Origin of the sequence: Streptomyces sp. NPDC017529, from assembly GCF_044329785.1 — a bacterium.
In the GTDB taxonomy this organism is placed as follows: domain Bacteria; phylum Actinomycetota; class Actinomycetes; order Streptomycetales; family Streptomycetaceae; genus Streptomyces.
Window position 1 is genome coordinate 306,666 of the sequence record NZ_JBIRJY010000008.1, and the last position, 18,446, is coordinate 325,111.

Annotated in this window: 14 protein-coding genes; 11 read left to right on the forward strand and 3 right to left on the reverse strand. The window is 70.5% G+C overall.

What is annotated here, in order from left to right:
* Positions 1-105: 105 nt before the first annotated feature.
* From infB to ACH4K4_RS22770, 5 genes are all read left to right on the forward strand, one after another.
* Positions 106-3,243 carry a translation initiation factor IF-2 gene (gene infB / locus ACH4K4_RS22750; protein ID WP_398169554.1) on the forward strand — a complete coding sequence of 1,046 codons (3,138 nt, stop codon included), beginning with the start codon at positions 106-108 and terminating at the stop codon, positions 3,241-3,243.
* Between the two features lie 130 nt (positions 3,244-3,373).
* The gene (locus ACH4K4_RS22755; RefSeq protein WP_398169555.1) at positions 3,374-3,670 is read left to right on the forward strand and encodes a DUF503 domain-containing protein; all 297 of its coding nucleotides are present in this window, start codon (positions 3,374-3,376) and stop codon (positions 3,668-3,670) included.
* Positions 3,671-3,725: 55 nt separating this feature from the next.
* Positions 3,726-4,172, forward strand: coding sequence for a 30S ribosome-binding factor RbfA (gene rbfA, locus ACH4K4_RS22760; protein WP_398169557.1), 447 nt, complete (start codon positions 3,726-3,728; stop codon positions 4,170-4,172).
* On the forward strand, positions 4,172-5,155 hold the full coding sequence (gene truB / locus ACH4K4_RS22765; RefSeq protein ID WP_398169559.1) for a tRNA pseudouridine(55) synthase TruB: 984 nt from the start codon (positions 4,172-4,174) through the stop codon (positions 5,153-5,155). Before rbfA ends, truB begins: the two co-directional genes overlap by 1 nt.
* 356 nt (positions 5,156-5,511) lie before the next feature.
* Positions 5,512-6,462, forward strand: a complete 951-nt coding sequence (locus ACH4K4_RS22770) for a bifunctional riboflavin kinase/FAD synthetase (protein WP_398169561.1) — start codon at positions 5,512-5,514, stop codon at positions 6,460-6,462.
* A gap of 95 nt (positions 6,463-6,557) precedes the next feature.
* Here ACH4K4_RS22770 and ACH4K4_RS22775 read toward each other — a convergent pair whose 3' ends face one another.
* From ACH4K4_RS22775 to eccE, 3 genes are all read right to left on the reverse strand, one after another.
* Positions 6,558-9,308 carry an SCO5717 family growth-regulating ATPase gene (locus ACH4K4_RS22775; protein ID WP_398169563.1) on the reverse strand — a complete coding sequence of 917 codons (2,751 nt, stop codon included), beginning with the start codon at positions 9,306-9,308 and terminating at the stop codon, positions 6,558-6,560.
* Between the two features lie 388 nt (positions 9,309-9,696).
* Positions 9,697-10,545: a hypothetical protein gene (locus tag ACH4K4_RS22780; RefSeq protein WP_398169564.1), complete on the reverse strand. Its 849-nt coding sequence runs from the start codon at positions 10,543-10,545 to the stop codon at positions 9,697-9,699.
* Positions 10,545-11,747: a type VII secretion protein EccE gene (eccE, locus tag ACH4K4_RS22785; RefSeq protein ID WP_398169566.1), complete on the reverse strand. Its 1,203-nt coding sequence runs from the start codon at positions 11,745-11,747 to the stop codon at positions 10,545-10,547. The genes ACH4K4_RS22780 and eccE overlap by 1 nt, the downstream gene beginning before the upstream one ends.
* Before the next feature lie 386 nt (positions 11,748-12,133).
* Between eccE and eccB the strand changes: the two genes are divergently transcribed.
* The 6 genes from eccB to ACH4K4_RS22815 all read left to right on the forward strand — a co-directional run bounded on the left by eccB (position 12,134) and on the right by ACH4K4_RS22815 (position 18,356).
* On the forward strand, positions 12,134-13,765 hold the full coding sequence (gene eccB, locus ACH4K4_RS22790; RefSeq protein ID WP_398169567.1) for a type VII secretion protein EccB: 1,632 nt from the start codon (positions 12,134-12,136) through the stop codon (positions 13,763-13,765).
* A gap of 341 nt (positions 13,766-14,106) precedes the next feature.
* Positions 14,107-14,430: a WXG100 family type VII secretion target gene (locus ACH4K4_RS22795; RefSeq protein ID WP_030681314.1), complete on the forward strand. Its 324-nt coding sequence runs from the start codon at positions 14,107-14,109 to the stop codon at positions 14,428-14,430.
* A 131-nt stretch (positions 14,431-14,561) separates the two neighbouring features.
* Positions 14,562-14,852, forward strand: a complete 291-nt coding sequence (locus tag ACH4K4_RS22800; protein WP_398169569.1) for a WXG100 family type VII secretion target — start codon at positions 14,562-14,564, stop codon at positions 14,850-14,852.
* A gap of 220 nt (positions 14,853-15,072) precedes the next feature.
* Positions 15,073-16,338: a type VII secretion-associated serine protease mycosin gene (gene mycP, locus ACH4K4_RS22805; RefSeq protein WP_398169571.1), complete on the forward strand. Its 1,266-nt coding sequence runs from the start codon at positions 15,073-15,075 to the stop codon at positions 16,336-16,338.
* A gap of 2 nt (positions 16,339-16,340) precedes the next feature.
* On the forward strand, positions 16,341-16,658 hold the full coding sequence (locus ACH4K4_RS22810) for a hypothetical protein (protein WP_398169572.1): 318 nt from the start codon (positions 16,341-16,343) through the stop codon (positions 16,656-16,658).
* 57 nt (positions 16,659-16,715) lie between these two features.
* Complete coding sequence (locus tag ACH4K4_RS22815; RefSeq protein ID WP_398169573.1) at positions 16,716-18,356, forward strand: hypothetical protein; 1,641 nt, start codon at positions 16,716-16,718, stop codon at positions 18,354-18,356.
* Positions 18,357-18,446 lie beyond the last annotated feature (90 nt).

Genomic DNA, 18,446 nt, shown 5'->3' on the forward strand with positions numbered 1-18,446 from the left:
AGTCGGAAGTAGGTCGAGATTGCGATGAGCACTCGATGAGTACGCGATGAGTACGCCCATGAAGTAGCGACGGTCCGGTGGACACCCGGACCTAGAAGGAGCGAAGTGGCTAAGGTCCGGGTATACGAACTCGCCAAGGAGTTCGGCGTTGAGAGCAAGGTCGTCATGGCCAAGCTCCAAGAACTTGGTGAATTCGTCCGTTCGGCGTCCTCGACCATCGAGGCGCCGGTTGTTCGAAAGCTGACCGACGCTTTCCAGGCTGGCAACGGCAACGGCCGTGCCGCCGGCAAGCCCGCGGCGCCGCGCAAGAGCGCGCCCGCAAAGCCGTCCGCGCCGTCCCCGGCGCAGACCGCACGTCCGGGTGCCCCCAAGCCGGGCGCCCCCAAGCCGGGCCCCGCGGCTCCGGCGCCGGCCGCCCCCGAGGCGCCGGCCGCCCCCGAGGCGCCGGCCGCCCCCGAGGCACCGGCCGCCCCCGAGGCGGCCCAGGCCCCGGCGGCTCCCGCCGAGGCCCCGAAGTCGGCCCCGGCCCCGGGTCCGCGTCCCACGCCGGGCCCCAAGGCCCCCAAGCCCGCTCCGGCCGCGCCCGCGCAGCCCGAGTTCCAGGCACCCCCGTCGGCTCCCGCCGCGCCGCGCCCCGGCGCCACCCCCGGCCCGCGTCCGGCCCGCCCGCAGCAGGGCGGCCAGGGCGGTGGTCAGGGTGGTCAGGGCCGTGGCAACGCGCCCCGTCCCGGCGGCGACCGCCAGGGCGGCGCCCCGCGTCCCGGCGGCAACCGTCCGTCCGGACCGCGTCCGGGCAACAACCCCTTCACGTCCGGTGGCTCCACCGGCATGGCCCGTCCGCAGGCCCCCCGTCCCGGCGGCGCGCCGCGCCCCGGCGGCCAGGGTGCCCCCGGCGGCCCGCGCCCGCAGGGCGGTCAGGGCGGCCAGGGCGGTCCCCGTCCGCAGGCTCCCGGCGGCGCCCGTCCGACCCCGGGCGGCATGCCCCGCCCGCAGGGCGCAGGCCAGGGCGGCCCGCGTCCCGGCGGCGGTAACCGCCCCAACCCCGGCATGATGCCGAAGAGCCCGGCCGCCGGCCCGCGTCCGGGTCCCGGTGGCGGCGGCGGTCGCGGTCCCGGTGGCGCAGGTCGTCCCGGTGGCGGCGGTCGTCCCGGTGGCGGCGGCTTCGCCGGTCGTCCGGGTGGCGGCGGTGGCGGTCGTCCGGGTGGCGGCGGCGGTTTCGCCGGTCGTCCCGGTGGCGGCGGTCCCGGTGGTGGCGGCGGCTTCGGCGGTCGTCCCGGCTTCGGCGGCCGTCCGGGTGGTCCCGGTGGCCGTGGTGGCACGCAGGGCGCCTTCGGCCGTCCCGGCGGTCCCGCGCGCCGCGGCCGCAAGTCCAAGCGTCAGAGGCGCCAGGAGTACGAGGCCATGCAGGCCCCGTCGGTGGGCGGCGTCATGCTGCCCCGCGGCAACGGTGCGACGGTCCGCCTGTCGCGCGGTGCCTCGCTGACGGACTTCGCCGAGAAGATCAACGCCAACCCGGCGTCGCTCGTCCAGGTCATGCTGAACCTGGGTGAGATGGTCACCGCGACGCAGTCCGTCTCCGACGAGACGCTCACGCTCCTCGGCGAGGAGATGAACTACGTCGTCGAGATCGTCTCCCCGGAGGAGGAGGACCGCGAGCTCCTGGAGTCGTTCGACATCGACTTCGGCGAGAACGAGGGCGGCGAGGAGATGCTCGTCGCGCGTCCGCCGGTGGTGACCGTCATGGGTCACGTCGACCACGGTAAGACGCGACTGCTCGACGCGATCCGCAAGACGAACGTCATCGCGGGCGAGGCCGGCGGCATCACCCAGCACATCGGTGCCTACCAGGTCGCGACCGAGGTCAACGACGAAGAGCGGCGCATCACCTTCATCGACACCCCGGGTCACGAGGCGTTCACCGCCATGCGTGCCCGCGGTGCCAAGTCGACCGACATCGCGATCCTCGTGGTGGCGGCCAACGACGGTGTCATGCCGCAGACGATCGAGGCCCTGAACCACGCCAAGGCGGCCGACGTGCCGATCGTGGTCGCGGTCAACAAGATCGACGTCGAGGGCGCGGACCCGACCAAGGTGCGCGGCCAGCTCACCGAGTACGGCCTGGTGGCCGAGGAGTACGGCGGCGACACGATGTTCGTCGACATCTCCGCGCGCCAGGGCCTGAACATCGAGGAGCTGCTGGAGGCCGTGGTCCTGACCGCGGACGCCTCGCTCGACCTGCGGGCCAACGCCGAGCAGGACGCGCAGGGCATCGCGATCGAGGCCCACCTCGACCGCGGCCGCGGCGCCGTGGCGACCGTCCTGGTCCAGCGCGGCACGCTGCGCGTCGGTGACACGATGGTGGCCGGCGACGCGTACGGCCGCGTCCGGGCGATGCTCGACGACAAGGGCCAGAACGTGCAGGAAGCGGGTCCCTCGACCCCCGTCCTGGTGCTGGGTCTGACCAACGTCCCGGGTGCCGGCGACAACTTCCTGGTCGTCGACGAGGACCGCACGGCCCGCCAGATCGCCGAGAAGCGCGCCGCCCGTGAGCGCAACGCCGCGTTCGCCAAGCGCACCCGCCGGGTGTCGCTGGAGGACCTGGACAAGGTGCTCAAGGCCGGCGAGGTCCAGCAGCTCAACCTCATCATCAAGGGCGACGCGTCCGGTTCGGTCGAGGCCCTGGAGTCCTCGCTGCTCCAGCTCGACGTCGGCGAAGAGGTCGACATCCGGGTCCTGCACCGCGGCGTCGGTGCGGTCACGGAGTCCGACATCAACCTGGCGTCCGGCTCCGACGCGATCGTGATCGGCTTCAACGTCCGCGCCGAAGGCCGCGCGACGCAGATGGCCGAGCGCGAGGGCGTGGACGTGCGCTACTACTCGGTCATCTACCAGGCGATCGAGGAGATCGAGGCGGCCCTCAAGGGCATGCTCAAGCCGGAGTACGAAGAGGTCGAGCTCGGTACGGCGGAGATCCGCGAGGTCTTCAAGTCGTCCAAGCTGGGCAACATCGCGGGTGTTCTCATCCGCTCCGGCGAGGTCAAGCGCAACACCAAGGCCCGCCTGGTGCGCGACGGCAAGGTCGTCGCGGAGAACCTCAACATCGAGGGTCTGCGCCGCTTCAAGGACGACGTCACCGAGATCCGCGAAGGCTTCGAGGGCGGTATCAACCTCGGCAACTTCAACGACATCAAGGTCGACGACGTCATCGCGACGTACGAGATGCGGGAGAAGCCGCGCGGCTGATCACGCTCTCACCCCCGGGGCCGGTCGGCGGAAGAAAATTCCGTCGATCGGCCCCGGCCGTTGCCTGTACGGTTCGAATGGTTCGTACATCTGGCATCTAGTGCCCCACGGGTGGCCTTACCCGCACCGCATGTACGTAGGGACACTGTCCTTCGACATCCTCCTCGGCGACGTACGGTCGCTGAAGGAGAAGCGCTCCGTCGTCCGCCCGATCGTCGCCGAACTGCACCGCAAGTACGCGGTCAGCGTGGCGGAGGTCGGCGAGCAGGATCTCCACCGCAGAGCCACCATCGGACTCGCGGTGGTGTCCGGGGACACGGGGCACCTCACAGACGTACTGGACCGCTGCGAGCGCCTGGTCGCCGCACGGCCCGAAGTGGAGCTGCTGTCGGTACGACGGCGGATCCACGGTGACCATGACGACTGAGCGGGTCGTCGGCGCCACAAGCACCACGCTGAAAGACACAGAAGGAGACGGACCAGTGGCCGACAATGCGCGGGCGAAGAAGCTGGCGGACCTCATCCGGGAGGTGGTCGCCCAGAAGCTGCAGCGCGGCATCAAGGACCCGCGGCTCGGCAGCCACGTGACCATCACGGACACCCGGGTCACCGGCGACCTGCGGGAGGCTACGGTCTTCTACACGGTCTACGGTGACGACGAGGACCGGGCCAGCGCGGCGGCCGGGCTGGAGAGCGCCAAGGGCATCCTGCGCTCCGAGGTCGGCCGGGCGGCGGGCGTGAAGTTCACGCCGACCCTCACGTTCGTCGCGGACGCGCTGCCGGAGAACGCCAAGACGATCGAGGACCTGCTGGACAAGGCACGGGCCTCGGACGCCAAGGTGCGCGAGGCGTCCTCGGGCGCGAAGTACGCGGGCGAGGCCGACCCGTACCGCAAGCCGGACGACGAGGACGAGGACACCACGGCGTAATGAAGCGCGAGAACACCGGCGCGAGGCGTGTGGAGCGCACCCGCGCCAAGCAGGGGGCGCCGGACGGCCTGGTCATCGTCGACAAGCCGGCCGGCTTCACCTCGCACGACGTGGTGGCCAAGATGCGGGGCATGGCCCGCACCCGCCGCGTCGGGCACGCCGGCACGCTCGACCCGATGGCGACGGGCGTGCTCGTCCTGGGCATCGAGCGCGCCACCAAGCTGCTCGGGCACCTCGCGCTGACCGAGAAGGAGTACGTCGGCACCATCCGTCTGGGCCAGACGTCGGTCACCGACGACGCCGAGGGCGAGATCACCGCGTCCAAGGCCGCGCACGGCCTGGACCGGGCCGCGATCGACGCGGGCGTGGCGGCGCTGACCGGCGCGATCATGCAGGTGCCGTCCAAGGTCAGTGCCATCAAGATCGACGGCAAGCGGTCGTACTCCCGGGTGCGCAACGGCGAGGACGTGGAGATTCCGGCCCGTCCGGTCACCGTCTCCTCGTTCGTCGTGTACTCGGCCGAGGAGACCGCGGCGGCGGACGGCACGCCCGTCACCGACCTGCTGGTCTCGGTGGAGTGCTCCTCCGGTACGTACATCCGGGCGCTCGCCCGCGACCTGGGGGAGACGCTCGGCGTCGGCGGGCACCTGACCGCGCTGCGCCGTACCCGGGTCGGCCCGTACAAGCTGGACCGGGCCCGCACGCTGGAGCAGCTGCAGACGGCCGTGGACGACGAGGCGGGCGGCGGCCTGCCGGTCATGCCGATCGGCGAGGCGGCGGCCGCGGCCTTCCCGCGCTGGGACGTCACCCTGGACCAGGCACGGCTGCTCACCAACGGTGTGCGGATCCCGATGCCGCGGTTCGACGAGGGGGGCGGAGGCCCGGTGCGGCCCGCCGCGGCGTTCGCGCCCGACGGGACGTTCCTGGCGCTGCTGGAGAACCAGGGCGGCCGGGCGAAGAGCCTGGCGGTCTTCGCCCAGTAGCGGAAGACGACCGGTTCGACGGGCGGTGCCACGTACGGGGCGCCGCCCGTCGCCGTACGCCGTGGCACCGGCGTCGACCGCGTTCACTCCAACGGTGGGCGCCCGGAGTGCGGCGAGGGCGTGGAGGGGGCGCTCGCCAGGTGCGTACGGACCCCGCCACGCCGCGGCATGCGGACCGCGGCGGCCGAACGGCCCCTTCCGGGTGCCGCACCTAACAGAAGCGAGGCGACCCTTCCCGCGAAGCGGTACGCACGGCATGGCAGTCTTAGACCTGCGTAAGGCCGAGGGAGACCGGATCCGACCGGATCGCCACCGGCACAGTGGACAGACGAGAGTTCGGGCGAGGAGCGGGCACAGTGCAGCGCTGGCGTGGCTTGGAGGACATCCCCGAGGGCTGGGGACGCAGCGTCGTCACCATCGGCTCCTACGACGGCGTGCACCGCGGGCACCAGCTGATCATCGGGAAGACGGTGGCGCGCGCCCGGGAGCTGGGCGTGCCGGCCGTAGTGGTCACCTTCGACCCGCACCCCAGCGAGGTCGTACGGCCCGGCACCCACCCGCCGCTGCTGGCGCCGCACGAGCGGCGCGCCGAGCTGATGGCGCGCCTGGGCGTCGACGCCGTCCTGATCCTGCCGTTCACCAAGGAGTTCTCGAAGCTGGCCCCGGCCGACTTCGTGGTCAAGGTGCTGGTCGACAAGCTGCACGCGCGGCTGGTCGTCGAGGGGCCGAACTTCCGCTTCGGGCACAAGGCGGCGGGCACCGTCGACACGCTCGCCGAGCTGGGCGGCACCTACGACTACGAGGTCGAGGTCGTCGACCTGTTCGAGCGCGGCGCGGCGGGCGGCGGCGAGCCGTTCTCCTCCACCCTGACCCGGCGGCTGGTCGCCGAGGGCGACGTCGCGGGCGCCATGGAGGTACTGGGACGGCCGCACCGGGTGGAGGGAGTCGTCGTACGCGGCGCCCAGCGCGGCCGCGAACTGGGCTTCCCGACGGCGAACGTGGAGACCCTGCCGCACACCGCCATCCCGGCCGACGGCGTGTACGCGGGCTGGCTGCACGCGGACGGCGAGAAGATGCCGGCGGCGATCTCGGTCGGCACCAACCCGCAGTTCGACGGCACGGCCAGGACCGTCGAGGCGCACGCCATCGACCGCGTCGGCCTGGAACTGTACGGCCTGCACGTCGCGGTGGACTTCTACGCCTACCTCCGCGGCATGGAGAAGTTCGACACGCTGGACGGGCTGCTGGAGCGGATGGCGGTCGACGTGAAGGAAACCCGCGAACTGATCGCCTCCGCCGAGGGCTGACGCGGCGTCATACAGGGCCCGCGCCGAGCGGGCCCGCACCAACGGGGCAGGGCCCGGCACTGGGGAAAGTGCCGGGCCCTGTCGTGTGCCGGGAGTTACTGCGGCGGAGGCTGCTGTGTCCAGCCCGGCTGGAGACCGGGCTGCCCGGGAGCCTGCGGCGCGTCCGGGGGCTGCTGCCAGCCCTGCTGCTGCGGCTGCTGTGTCCAGCCGCCCTGCTGCGGCGGGTACCCGGCGGGCTGCTGGCCCGGCATCTCCTGGCCCTGCTGCGGGTACGCCTGCTGGCCGTACTGCTGCTGGGCGTACTGCTGGGCGTTCGGGTCGCCCGGCTGCTGCATCTGCTGCTGGGCAGCGGGATCGTGCCAAGCGCCCTGCGCCTGCTGCGCCCGGGAGAAGTCCTCGGCGACCAGCACGGACAGGTTGAAGTACGCCTCGCGGGTCTTGGGACGCATCATGTCCAGGTCGACCTCGGCACCGGCGGCCAGGTGCTCGTCGAAGGGGACCACGACCACACCGCGGCACCGGGTCTCGAAGTGCGACACGATGTCGTCGATCTTGATCATCTTGCCGGTCTCGCGGACCCCGGAGATCACCGTGATACCGCGCTGTACGAGGTCGGCGTAGCCGTGTGCGGACAGCCAGTCCAGCGTGGTGCTGGCGCTGGAGGCACCGTCCACCGACGGCGTGGAGATGATGATCAGCTGGTCGGCGAGGTCCAGCACCCCGCGCATCGCGCTGTACAGCAGGCCGGTTCCCGAGTCGGTGAGGATGATCGGGTACTGCTTGCCGAGGACGTCGATCGCCCGCCGGTAGTCGTCGTCGTTGAACGTCGTCGAGACGGCCGGGTCCACGTCGTTGGCGAGGATCTCCAGACCCGACGGCGCCTGCGAGGTGAAACGGCGGATGTCCATGTAGCTGTGCAGCTGCGGGATCGCCTGCACCAGGTCACGGATGGTCGCGCCGGTCTCGCGGCGCACCCGGCGGCCGAGCGTGCCGGCGTCCGGGTTCGCGTCGATCGCCAGGATCTTGTCCTGCCGCTCGGAGGCGAGCGTGGCGCCCAGCGCGGTCGTCGTCGTGGTCTTGCCGACGCCGCCCTTGAGGCTGATGACCGCGATCCGGTAACAGGACATCACCGGCGTACGGATCAACTCCAGCTTGCGCTGACGCTCCTGCTCCTCCTTCTTCGCTCCCAGCTTGAAGCGCGAGGGCTGCGCGTTGGCACCCGGCTTCTTCTTCTTGGGCTGATTGCGCAGCAGCCGGTCGGAGGTCAGCTCGACGGCGGCGCTGTAGCCCAGGGGCGCGCCGGGAGCGGCCCGCTGCTGTTGCTGCTGCTGGCCCGGCTGCGAGTACTGCGCGTAGTTGGCCGCCGCGTTCGGGTCGGCTGCCTGGACCGGAGTGGGGGCCTGCGGCTGCTGCGGCGCCTGCGGCTGTACCTGCTGGGGCTGTTGGGTCGGCTGCTGCTGCTGCGGCTGAGCCTGGGGCTGGGCCTGCGGCTGCTGCTGGGGGTAGCCGGGGTATTGCTGCTGGGCGGGTGCGGCCTGCGGGTAGCCGTATCCGCTCTGCTGCGGGTAGCCGTAAGCGGCCTGCGCCGCCGCGGCGTTGGGGTCGGCGGGAGCCTGCGGCTGCTGCTGCGGCATCGGCGCGCTCTGCTGGGGCTGCTGCTGCGGCGGGTAGCCGTAGGCGGGCTGGGGATAGCCGTACCCGGCCTGCGGCTGGGCCTGCTGAGGAGCCTGCGACTGCTGCTGCGGTTGCTGGTATGCACCCTGCTGCTGGTACGGCTGCGGCTGGGCCTGTGGGTACGCCTGCGGGTACGCCTGCTGCTGGGGCTGCTGCTGGGCCTGAGCCTGCGGCTGTTGCTGGGCTTGCTGCTGGGCGTACTGCGCCTGCTGCTGCGCGTACTGCTGCGCCTGGACCGCCTGCGGGTCCGCGGGCTGGTACTCCGGCGGCAGCGGCGGCAAGTTCGCAGGCGCACCTGCCTGCTGGCCGGTGGCGGCGCCCCAAGGCGCTCCCTGCTGCGGGACGCCCTGCTGCGGCACCTGCTGGGGCGCGGCCTGCTGGGGCATCTGCTGCTGCGGCACGTGCTGCGGGGGAACGCCCTGCTGCTGGACTTCCTGCGGAGCCTCGGCCTGAGGCGTTTCCGGCTGCTGGGGCTCCGGCTGTTGGAACTCCGGCTGCTGTGCTTCCGGTGCCGCCTGCTGCTGTACGGGCGGCTGCGGCTCTTCGACGACCGGCATCGCGGGCGGAGTCTCCGCCTCAGCCTCCGTCTCGGCTTCCGCCGGGGCGGGCGCGGGAGTTGGCTCGGGCTCCGGGTCGTCGTCCCACAGGGACGCCGTCGGGTCGACGCTCCCGGTCCGTACGTTCCCGGACTGCGAAGCGCCGGGCTCCGCGGAATCCGCGGGCTCGGCGGGCGCTTCCGGCGCCGCTTCGGCGACGGGCGCGGGCGGCGCCACGGGAGCCGGCGGCTCGGGCGCCACGGGGGCCGGCGCGACCGGGGCCGGCGCGGTGGGCGCGGGTGCCGGACCGGCGTCGGCACCGTCGTTGGGCCGCAGCGTCGGGAACGCGGGCGGTGCGGCGGGCGGCGCCGAGGCAGCCTGCGGTGCGGCCTGCTGGACGCCCTGGGCCGGACCGGCCTGCGGCGGACCGCTCAGCGGCGCGCCATCGGGCGGCGGGGCGGAGGACGTGGCGGGAGGAGGCGTCGCAGCGGCGGTCGTACCGCCGCCACTGGTGTCGTTGCTCGCGTACCAGGCCGGAGCCGCGAAATCGATCTTGAACTCACCTGTCAGATCGAACTCGGACTGGTCGTCGTCAGGATCGTTCCCGTCCGGGCGGAAAGCCTCCTGCTCGTTCACTGTGCCTCCTGGTGTACTGAAACGCACCTGAACGGCAAGACCGGATACAGGCGGATCAATCGGATGTAGCGGACGTCGGAACACACCACCCCGGGTTGCGCCAACACTAACTGTCTCCATCCCCGTAACGGCAGCCGTCGGTGTGCTCCTGCGGCTCTCCGATACAGCCTAATCAACAGTCGCCCCCGAACGGCAGTCGATGCCGTCCCGTCTTGGGGGCCCGGCGGCACACGGACGGGCGCACCCTTGGGATGCGCCCGTACGCCCGCCGCCGGCCCACCGTGGACCCCGTGCGAAACCCCGCGTACGGCGAACTCCGGCGCACGCCCCGCGGACACCCTGAAGAGGTACCCGCGACCGCCCGCGCCGGCCGTCCGCCTGCCGACCGTCAGTCCATGCGCCGCGGGCCGCCGAGAAGGTTGGTCTCCGCCTCGGTGGGCTGCGTCATCACGAACTGGTGGTTGTCGCGCGTGCACCACAGCATCGCGTTGTCGCTGAGCGTCGGCAGCACCCCGCCGATCTGCTCCGGGAGCCGCATGATGCGCGTCACCACCTCGGCCTCCTCCGGCGACAGCCGCTGCAGGCACACCAGGTCGGCACGGGCCAGCATCTGCGGCGACCGCGGCCCCAGGAAGGGGAGCACGGTCAGCACCGACTGCCAGGGCCCCGGCGCGAGCTGATTGCGCGGCGGCCGCGCGCCCATGTCCCGTACGACCAGGACCGGGCTGGAGACCGAAGGCCCCTGCGGCGCGATCTGCCGCACGTCGTGGACCGACACGCACTGCTGCCCGCCGCCCGCGGCCTGCGCCATCTGCGCCCAGGCCGGCGGACGGGCGGTCTCGACCGCGACCCGGGCGCCGGTGGCGACCGTACGCAGCGCCAGCACCTGCGCCATCCACATGCTGCCCACCAGCACCACTTCGAGGGGGCTGGGCCGCAGCAGGCTCAGCACCGCGGGCTGGTTCTCCGGGTCGATGCCGATGACGACGCCGTCCTCGGCGACCGGCAGCGTCAGCGACGCGAGCGAATCGGCGGTCAGTATGTGCGGACTGCGCCGCGGACCGCGCAAACCGAAGCCCGGCTGCGGACGCGGTCCGGTGGGCGCCGCCTGCCGCTCGTCGGGGCGCGGCTCGTGCGAGAGCCGCCGCCCGCCGCCCGAGGGCGCGCCGCCGATGGGCGGGTTGCGCCAGCCGTCGCTGCTGGGGGTGGCGCGGGGCTGGTAGGTGGGCGTCGCCATCAGCGGGTACCTCCGAGGGGGAGCGTGGCCAGGAGACCGGGGAGCTGCTCACGGTCCAGCCGTACGAGCCCGACCTTCACGGAACCGGAGCGGCGCTCCAACTCGCCCTGCGCGGCGGTCAGTTCGTTCTCGCTGCGGGTCGACAGGCGGACGTAGCCCGAGATGGCGGGCGCCCGGCCGCTGCCGTGCGAGGCGGTCAGCGCGAAGGTGCTCGCCATCGCCGGGGTGCTGGTCAGCAGCTGGGCGATGCCTGCCAGAGGCGTGCCGCCCGGACCCAGTTGGGGCCAGCGGCCGATCCAGTACGTGGTGTGCCACCGGTCGTCGCAGCGCATCGCGCGGACCGTCTCCTGGGTGCGGCGCGCGGCGCGGCCGTCGCGCCCCATGGCCCCGCTGGCCGCCCGCGGGCTGACGCAGACGGCGGTGCCGACCGCGGCCACCACCTCGCGCTCGTCCAGCACCCGGGCCCGTACGCCGTGCGCGGTGAGCCGGCTGACGAGCTGGTCGGCGGCGCGCAGCAGGGACCGCTGCGCGCCCTCAAGCCCGCCGCCGCGCGCCTCGATGGCCTCCGCGCACAGCTCGGGGTCCAGCTTGAGCGCGATCCAGGTGAGCTGGAGCGCGGGCGTCTTGGTCTGTGCCTGGAGCGGCGCGTAGGAGCGGGCGGCGACGGCCTGCTCGGGCAGGTGCGGGGCCGGCGCGGGCTGCGTGTACTGGACGAACTGCACCGATTCGAGGTGGATGTCCTCCACGTCCAGCGCGGTGTGCAGCACGTCCATCGGCAGCGGGCGGCTGCCGCTCCTCGGGCGCAGCGGCTCGTCCCGGCCCTCCACCTGGACAAGGGCGGTCAAGAACGTGCCGTCACCGACATATCCGATCGCGCGCTGCTCGGCGTCGGTGTACTCGTACGTGCGCAGCGCCGGGTCGCACTCCACGAGCGGGGCGAACGCCGGGTCGACACCGGCCGCGGCCGAAGCGCCCGTCTTGCCGCGGCGCTTCATGGCGCGCACGGTGATGATCCACTCGGGCAGCGGGATCCGCCGGCGCCGGCCCAGCGCGAAGACGATCAGTACGGCGGCCACCACCGCGGCCACGGTCAGGGCGACGGGGTGAATCGTCCAGCCGACCAGGACCAGCGCCGCCGCGATTTCGATGATCGCGAGCTGTTGTACGCGTACGCCACCGATGCTCCCGGCCTGTGCGCGCAACCGGGGAACCACCGGACCGGCCGGGCGCGCCGCCTCTTCCCGGTCCCGATTTCCTCCATTGCCCGGAGCTATACCGTTTTGGCCCGCATTTCCTGCGTATTGCGCTGGAGCGGAAGGCTGTTGCTGCTGTTGCCGCCCATTGCGGCGTCGAGCCCTGGTGGCGCTGGACATCCCCCGGCCTGCTCCTCTACTGGTGGTGTGGCTCTGAGCATTGTGCCTCTGAGCGGTATGTCTTCCCGCCTCGGTACCGTCGTCGAGACTGGTGCGTCGGAAGGTGGCACCCGTACCGTACGGGTCGATCGACACACGGCATAGTAGAGGGCGCTGCGGCCCGAGTGCCGGGGGCGGTCCACGGTGGATCCGACAGGCGGGGAGAGAAAGCAACAATGGCATCACGTCGGGACGAGCTGAATGCGTATTCGTTCGCTCGAAAGCGGACGACTGCGGCATTTCTGAAGCCGCTGCCGAACGGCTCGATCGAGAGCGCACCGCGACCGCTCAAAGCGGTGCTCCCGAGCATCCTGCTCGGCGTGGTGGTCACCGTCGGGTTCGGCGCCTGCGGCATCTTGAAGCCCGTCGCACCCAAGGGGTGGGATACGCCGGCGCAGAACGTCATCGTCGGCGACAAATCCACCACCAGGTATGTCGTCCTGAACAACAAGGACGAAAACGGAAACAACCAGAAACTCCTCCACCCCATCCTCAACCTGGCGTCCGCCAAACTCCTCCTCGACCCGAAGAAGTTTCAGGTCGTAAAGGTGAAGGAGGAGGAACTGGACGGAAAGATCCCGCACGGCCCGGCCATCGGAATCCCGTACGCCCCCGACCGCCTGCCCACCGACAAGGAAGCCGGCACCCCCAAGACGTGGGCGGTGTGCTCCCGGCCCGGCAGCGGCCAGAACAGCAAGGCCCAGCAGGCCGTCTTCGTCCTCGGCGGCAAGGACAAGGCCAAGGTGGAGGACAAGGGCAAACTGGACCTGCACCAGGCCCTGTACGTGGAAGACCCGGACGGCAACAAGTACTTGGTGGACCAGAACGGCGTGGCCTTCGCCTTCGACGCCCTGCACGGCCAGGCGGGCGTGCCGCAGCCGGTGAAGGAACAGGCGGACACCAAGCTGCGCCAGGTGATTTTCGGGGACGCGCAGCCGCAGAAGGTCTCATCCGAATGGATGAACACCCTCATCAAGAGCCCCATGCCCATCGCGATGCCGCGAATCCCCGGCGCCGGCAAGCCCTCGGCCGCCAAGGGCGTGCCCGCCAAGGACGCCGTCACCGGCACCATCCTCCAGACCAACGCCGGCGACAAATACGTCGTCCTGCCGGACAGCCTGCAGAAGGTGTCGAACTTCACCGCCAAGCTCCTGCTGGAGGGCCCGAACGCCACGGACGTCAACAAGGACGGCTCCAAGCTGGCGCCGCACACGGTCTCCACGTCCGCCATCGACCCCAAGCGCGACGAGAACGGCCAGGTCGTCCAGTTCCTGTCCGACATCCCCGGCGTCGACCTGTGGCCCTCCGAGGCGGTCACCATGGCCAACGCGGCCGCCACCAAGAAGAACTCGGGCCTCGGCGACCAGGGCTCCGGCGCCGACGTCTCCTGCAGCGTCTACCACGGCACCAGCACCGAGTACGCCAACGGCGCCGGCAAGCGGCTGGGCTACGAGGGAGGCGTACCGAAGATGTCGACCTGGGTCGGCAAGGACTACCCGGCCAACATCGCCGCGGGCTCGTCCGCGTACGTCACCCCCGGCAGCGGCCTGCTCTACCAGCAGGTGTCCGGCAACGCGAAGACGGGTTCGCTCTTCCTGGTGACCGACACCGGCCTGCGCTACTCGATCCCCAAGAACAACGACAGCGCCCAGAAGGCCGGCAACGCCGAGAAGGAACAGGACCAGGCGCAGATCCACCTCGGTTATGAGAGCGTCCACCCGCTGACCGTCAGCAAGGCGTGGTCACAGCTGCTCTCCGAGGGCCCCGAGCTGAACACGAACAGCGCCAAGAAGCCGCAGAGCTCCTGACCGGCGCTCGCTCCGCTCTCCCGTTTCACCGCACCTGACGCCGGCCTTCACGGACCGGCGTCAGGCCGTTCCCGGCCCGGTCACCTTCTCCTCGCCACATCCTCCGTATCTCCACCCCTCCTGACCGAAAGAAATACTTCTGTCCGTTTCCATCGAAACGGCATTACGGAACGGCCAGTTGGCATTGTTGTGATCCCGTCACAACCTCCCACCCGCTGTTGGGAGCAGGGGTATGGAGTGGTTAAAGTGGCGGAAGGCGTCAGCAGGAGATGCCAACCGGGGGCCCTCTTCACACGAGTCCCTCCGGCACGACGTACGAGTCTCATGGGGGACGTTGACTTATGGCTGGTCAGCAGTTCACAACCACTGAGGAGGAGATGGTCGCATTCAGCGGCCGTATCGCCTCCGTCAACCAGTCGATCCAGGGTGAGATCACGCGCCTGAACGGGGTCGTCGAGGGCATCACGTCGGGGTGGAAGGGCGCTGCGGCCTCCTCGTACCACCAGCTGCAGTCTCAGGTCAACGACGACGCGAAGCGCCTGAACCAGCTGCTGAACGAGATCAAGGAAGCGATCGACTCGACCACGAAGAACTACGTGGCCTCGGAAGAGGAGCAGGCTCAGTCGATGTCCCACGTCTCCGCGCAGGCCTCGCCCTTCGGATGACGGGACCGCGCCGCCGCCCGCGGCGCGCCCACTTCGCCGCAGCGCGCACCGGCCCACCGCCTCGGCGGCCCTGGGCCGGCCGTCCTGCCGCGGCGTGTGAATCGACCAGATCAACTCCCTGAGGAGACCATATGTCCGGCCAGATCCTCGTCAATTTCGCGACGATCTCCCAGGCCTCTGCCGACGTGCGCGGAACGGCCAACAACATCCGTACCCAGCTCGACGACCTTGAGTCGGGCGTCAAGAAGATCGCCGCCAGCTGGGAAGGTGCCGCGCAGGAGGGCTACCAGGCCCGCCAGCGCGAGTGGGACCAGCGCGCCGCTTCCCTGCACTCGACCTTGGAAGCCATCGCCAAGGCCCTGGACCAGGCCGCTCAGAACTACCAGAGCACCGAGTCCAAGAACGCGCAGATCTGGAGCTGACCCGTCACTGTCCACAGACAGCTACGGCACAACGGCTGAGCAGCCACGAAGGCTCGCACAGTAGTGAATGAGGGCGGGCGCGCTGCACCAGTGCGCCCGCCCTTACGCGGTCCAGCCACCCTCCCCCTTCCCTCCACACCTCCCCCCACTCCTCCACACCCCCTGCCGCCCCTCCTCCGCACCTCCACCAAATCCGCCACACATGGAGAGCAGACAACCCGTGGGACCTCGCGCCAATGGCCACCGAGCCGGTCACCGCCGTCGAGCGGCGGTAGCGCTGGCCGGTGCGGTCTGCGCCGTCGGCCTGACCGCGACCACCGCCACCCCGGCTCTCGCGGACACGAACGTGCCGCTGAACAGCGGACAGTGCAACTTCGGCGCCGACAACATCAAAGAAACCCCGTGGTCGCTCCAGCGTCTGCTCACCAAGCAGATGTGGGCGTACGGAAAGGGTGAAGGGGTACAGGTCGCCGTCATCGACACGGGCGTCGACGCCGGCAACAAGCAGGTGAAGCCGTCACTGGCCTCCGCCGGGCAGAGCTTCACGGGCGGCAAGGCCACCGACGACCAGGTCGGCCACGGAACCAAGGTCGCCGGCATCATCGCCGCCCAGCCGGCCTCCGACTCCGGTTTCTACGGCATCGCTCCCAACGCCAAGATCCTCCCGCTCCAGCAGACGGACAAGGAGAAGGCCGGCACCGCGGAGAACCTCGCCAAGGCCATCGACGCCGCCGTCAAGGCGAACGTCGACATCATCAACATCTCCCAGGGCACCGGCGAGGACCCGAGGTTCCTGCCCACCCTGAGGGCAGCGGTCGACAGGGCCGAGCAGGCAGGCGTCCTGATCGTCGCCTCGGCGGGCAACGGCGGTGCCACCGGCGCGGAGAAGGAGATGTACCCCGCCGCGTTCCCGAACAGCAACGTCATGGCCGTCGCGGCCTCCGACCGCAACAACGAACGCGCCCCCTTCTCCCAGGCCGGCTCCTTCGTCGACGTCGCAGCGCCCGGCGTGGACATGGTCTCCACCGTCCCCAAGGGCGGCAACTGCGTCGACCAGGGCACCAGCTTCGCCGCCCCCTACGCCGCCGGCGCCGCCGCACTCCTCATCGGCAAGCACAAGGCCCAGCACGACAAATGGGCGCCGAAGGAAGTCATCTGGCAACTGGAGAAGACGGCGGAACGCGTCCGTAAAGACCGCGACCACAACATCGGCTGGGGCGTCGTGGACCCGGTAGCGGCCCTGAACGACGACAGCAAGCCCACCGCCGAACCCAGGCCGGACATCAACTCCAATCCGGCCAGCACCGGCGCCAACATCCAACCGGCCGTCCTCAGCATCGGCGAAAGCCCCGAGGAACGGCAGACCCGCATCGCCATCTACATCATCGGCGGCGGCGCCCTAGCCGTCGCCGCGGTCGTAGGCGCTTCCATCGCCCTCCGCGACTGGCGCCGCAAGACCGGAATCAGAACACACGGGGAGGCCTGATCATGGGCAGGAATCAAGAGTACGGCGTCGACCTGGACGCACTGGATCAGGTGGTGAAGGAACTGAACCACGTGATCAAGGAGATGGGCTCTGCCAAGAGCCACTCGAAGAACAGCACCTACCTGCCTGAGGGCGCGCTGGGCGAGGGCTTCAAAGAGGCACCGCAGCTCTACGCGGCTCACGGCACCATGAAGGCGTCCATCGAGGGTCTGGTCGACCTGATCGAGAACCTGGTCAACCAGTTCGGCGAGAAGTCACACAAGACGCGGGGTGCTTACCAGGACGCCGAGGCTGAGAACAAGGTCAAAATGGTCGGCTGACGGTTCTCGTGACAGTGACACTCAAAGAACGTTTGCAAAGGGAATGGGGGACGGCTAATGGCCTCGGACGATTCTGGTTTCAAGCCGGCAGAGATCAAGGTGCCGAAGGGCTACGAGACGGACGGCAAGCAGGCGTCGTCCGGTGACAACAGGGAGGCGCCGCACGAAATCGGGCAAAGCCGACCTCAGTTCACCGAGCAGCGGCTCAACCAGCTGAAGAAGATGGTGCAGAACGCCAGCCCGGAGACAGTCGGCGAGGTCGCCGACGGCTGGAAGAAGGTCCGGGTCTCGCTGGTCGGCGAGGACTGGAACAGCGGCATCAAGAAGCAGTTCGACGACGCCGTCACCAAGGTCCTCCAGTCCTGGCACGGCGCGAGCGCGGAAGCATTCGCCAAGGCAGCGCAGAAGATCAGCAACAACTTCGCAGCGTGCGCTCCGTACCCCCACAACACGGGGCACATCATGGAGCAGATCAGCGAGCGCCTCAGCACGGTCAAGAAGCTGGTAGAAGCGGTCGAGGAGCCTTCCTGGCTGGAGCGGAAGGCCGACCGGCTCAGTGACTTGGCGCGCTCCGACACCGGAAAGGCGGGCGCCATCGGGGCGGTGGTCCCGGGTGGCAGCCTCGTGGTCGGTGGCGCCGCAAAGTTGTTGGGAGCGGGCGACGGCCGTGACGACTCCGGCCTGAACAAGGCTCTCGGTAACCCGAAGACAAGCATTTACGACGCCATGAACGCGAACCGCACCAACCTGTCGCTCGACAGGGAGCGGGAGCTGGAAGCTGCTCATTACATGGAGCAGTTGGCGACGGTTTACCGGGTGGGTAGCGCGTCGCTGAAAAGCCTGAAGCCCCACCAGGACCGCGAGGACAACATCACCCCGCACGATCCGGGGGCCGGAGGAGGGCCACTTCCGGGTATCGGAGGCTTCGGTCCGACGCCTTCCGCACCGAAGCCTGGAGCTGGCGGAGCTAAGGTTCCGGGACTCAAGGGGGGCGGCTACCAAACGCCTACTCCGTTGGAACCGCCGCGCCCGAAGGGTATCGGCGGCGGTATCGGAACCTCGCCGACACCGAAGCCGGTGCCGAACGTCAACACGGGACTTGACGGCCTCGGCGGCGGCAAGGGCGGTTTGGGCACGCCAGGCGGCGGCCTGGGCGGCGGAGTCGGAACCGGCGGCCTCAGTGGTGGCGGTGGCGGAGGCCTCGGTGCTGGGGGACTTGGTTCCTCCGGCGGCGCCCCCGGAATGGTCGGTGGCATCGGTGGCGCCGGTGGAGGCACGGCCAAGGGCGGAAGCGCAGCCAAGGGTGGCGTCGGCGCCGGTGGAGCCGGGCGTGGAGCCGGTGGTCGAGCCGGTGGCATGCCGGGCATGGGCGGTGCGGCCGGTGCCGCGGGTCGCGGCGCCGGGGCCAAGGGAGCAGCCGGTCGCGGTGGTCTCGCCCGTCAGAAGGGCGGGACCGTGGGCGGTCCCGGTGGAAAGGCCGGAGCCGGAGCTCAGGGAGGCTCGGGTCTGCACCGTAGCCGGGGCGGTACGCAGCAGGGCGCCAAGGAAGGACGGCGCCCGATGGCTGGAGCGCCCGGCGCACATGGCAGCAAGGGCAAGGACAAGGACCAGAACAACGGGCAGCGTCCTGACTACCTCGTGGAGGACGAGGAGACCTGGACGACGCAACGTAACGTGGCTCCCAGGGTCATTGAGTAGGGTCTTCCCAGCCGGGACCAGGTAGCCGGCAGAACATGATGGGGCCCGCAGTCTTCGGGCTGCGGGCCCCATCACGTCAGTGAGAGGTGT

Excerpts from the sequence above, each read along its gene's own strand:
- ACH4K4_RS22755 (WP_398169555.1), top strand. The coding sequence starts at position 3,374 with ATGTACGTAGGGACACTGTCCTTCGACATCCTCCTCGGCGACGTACGG.
- truB (WP_398169559.1), top strand. The coding sequence starts at position 4,172 with ATGAAGCGCGAGAACACCGGCGCGAGGCGTGTGGAGCGCACCCGCGCC.
- ACH4K4_RS22780 (WP_398169564.1), bottom strand. The coding sequence starts at position 10,545 with ATGGCGACGCCCACCTACCAGCCCCGCGCCACCCCCAGCAGCGACGGC.
- eccB (WP_398169567.1), top strand. The coding sequence starts at position 12,134 with ATGGCATCACGTCGGGACGAGCTGAATGCGTATTCGTTCGCTCGAAAG.
- ACH4K4_RS22795 (WP_030681314.1), top strand. The coding sequence starts at position 14,107 with ATGGCTGGTCAGCAGTTCACAACCACTGAGGAGGAGATGGTCGCATTC.
- ACH4K4_RS22800 (WP_398169569.1), top strand. The coding sequence starts at position 14,562 with ATGTCCGGCCAGATCCTCGTCAATTTCGCGACGATCTCCCAGGCCTCT.
- ACH4K4_RS22810 (WP_398169572.1), top strand. The coding sequence starts at position 16,341 with ATGGGCAGGAATCAAGAGTACGGCGTCGACCTGGACGCACTGGATCAG.
- ACH4K4_RS22815 (WP_398169573.1), top strand. The coding sequence starts at position 16,716 with ATGGCCTCGGACGATTCTGGTTTCAAGCCGGCAGAGATCAAGGTGCCG.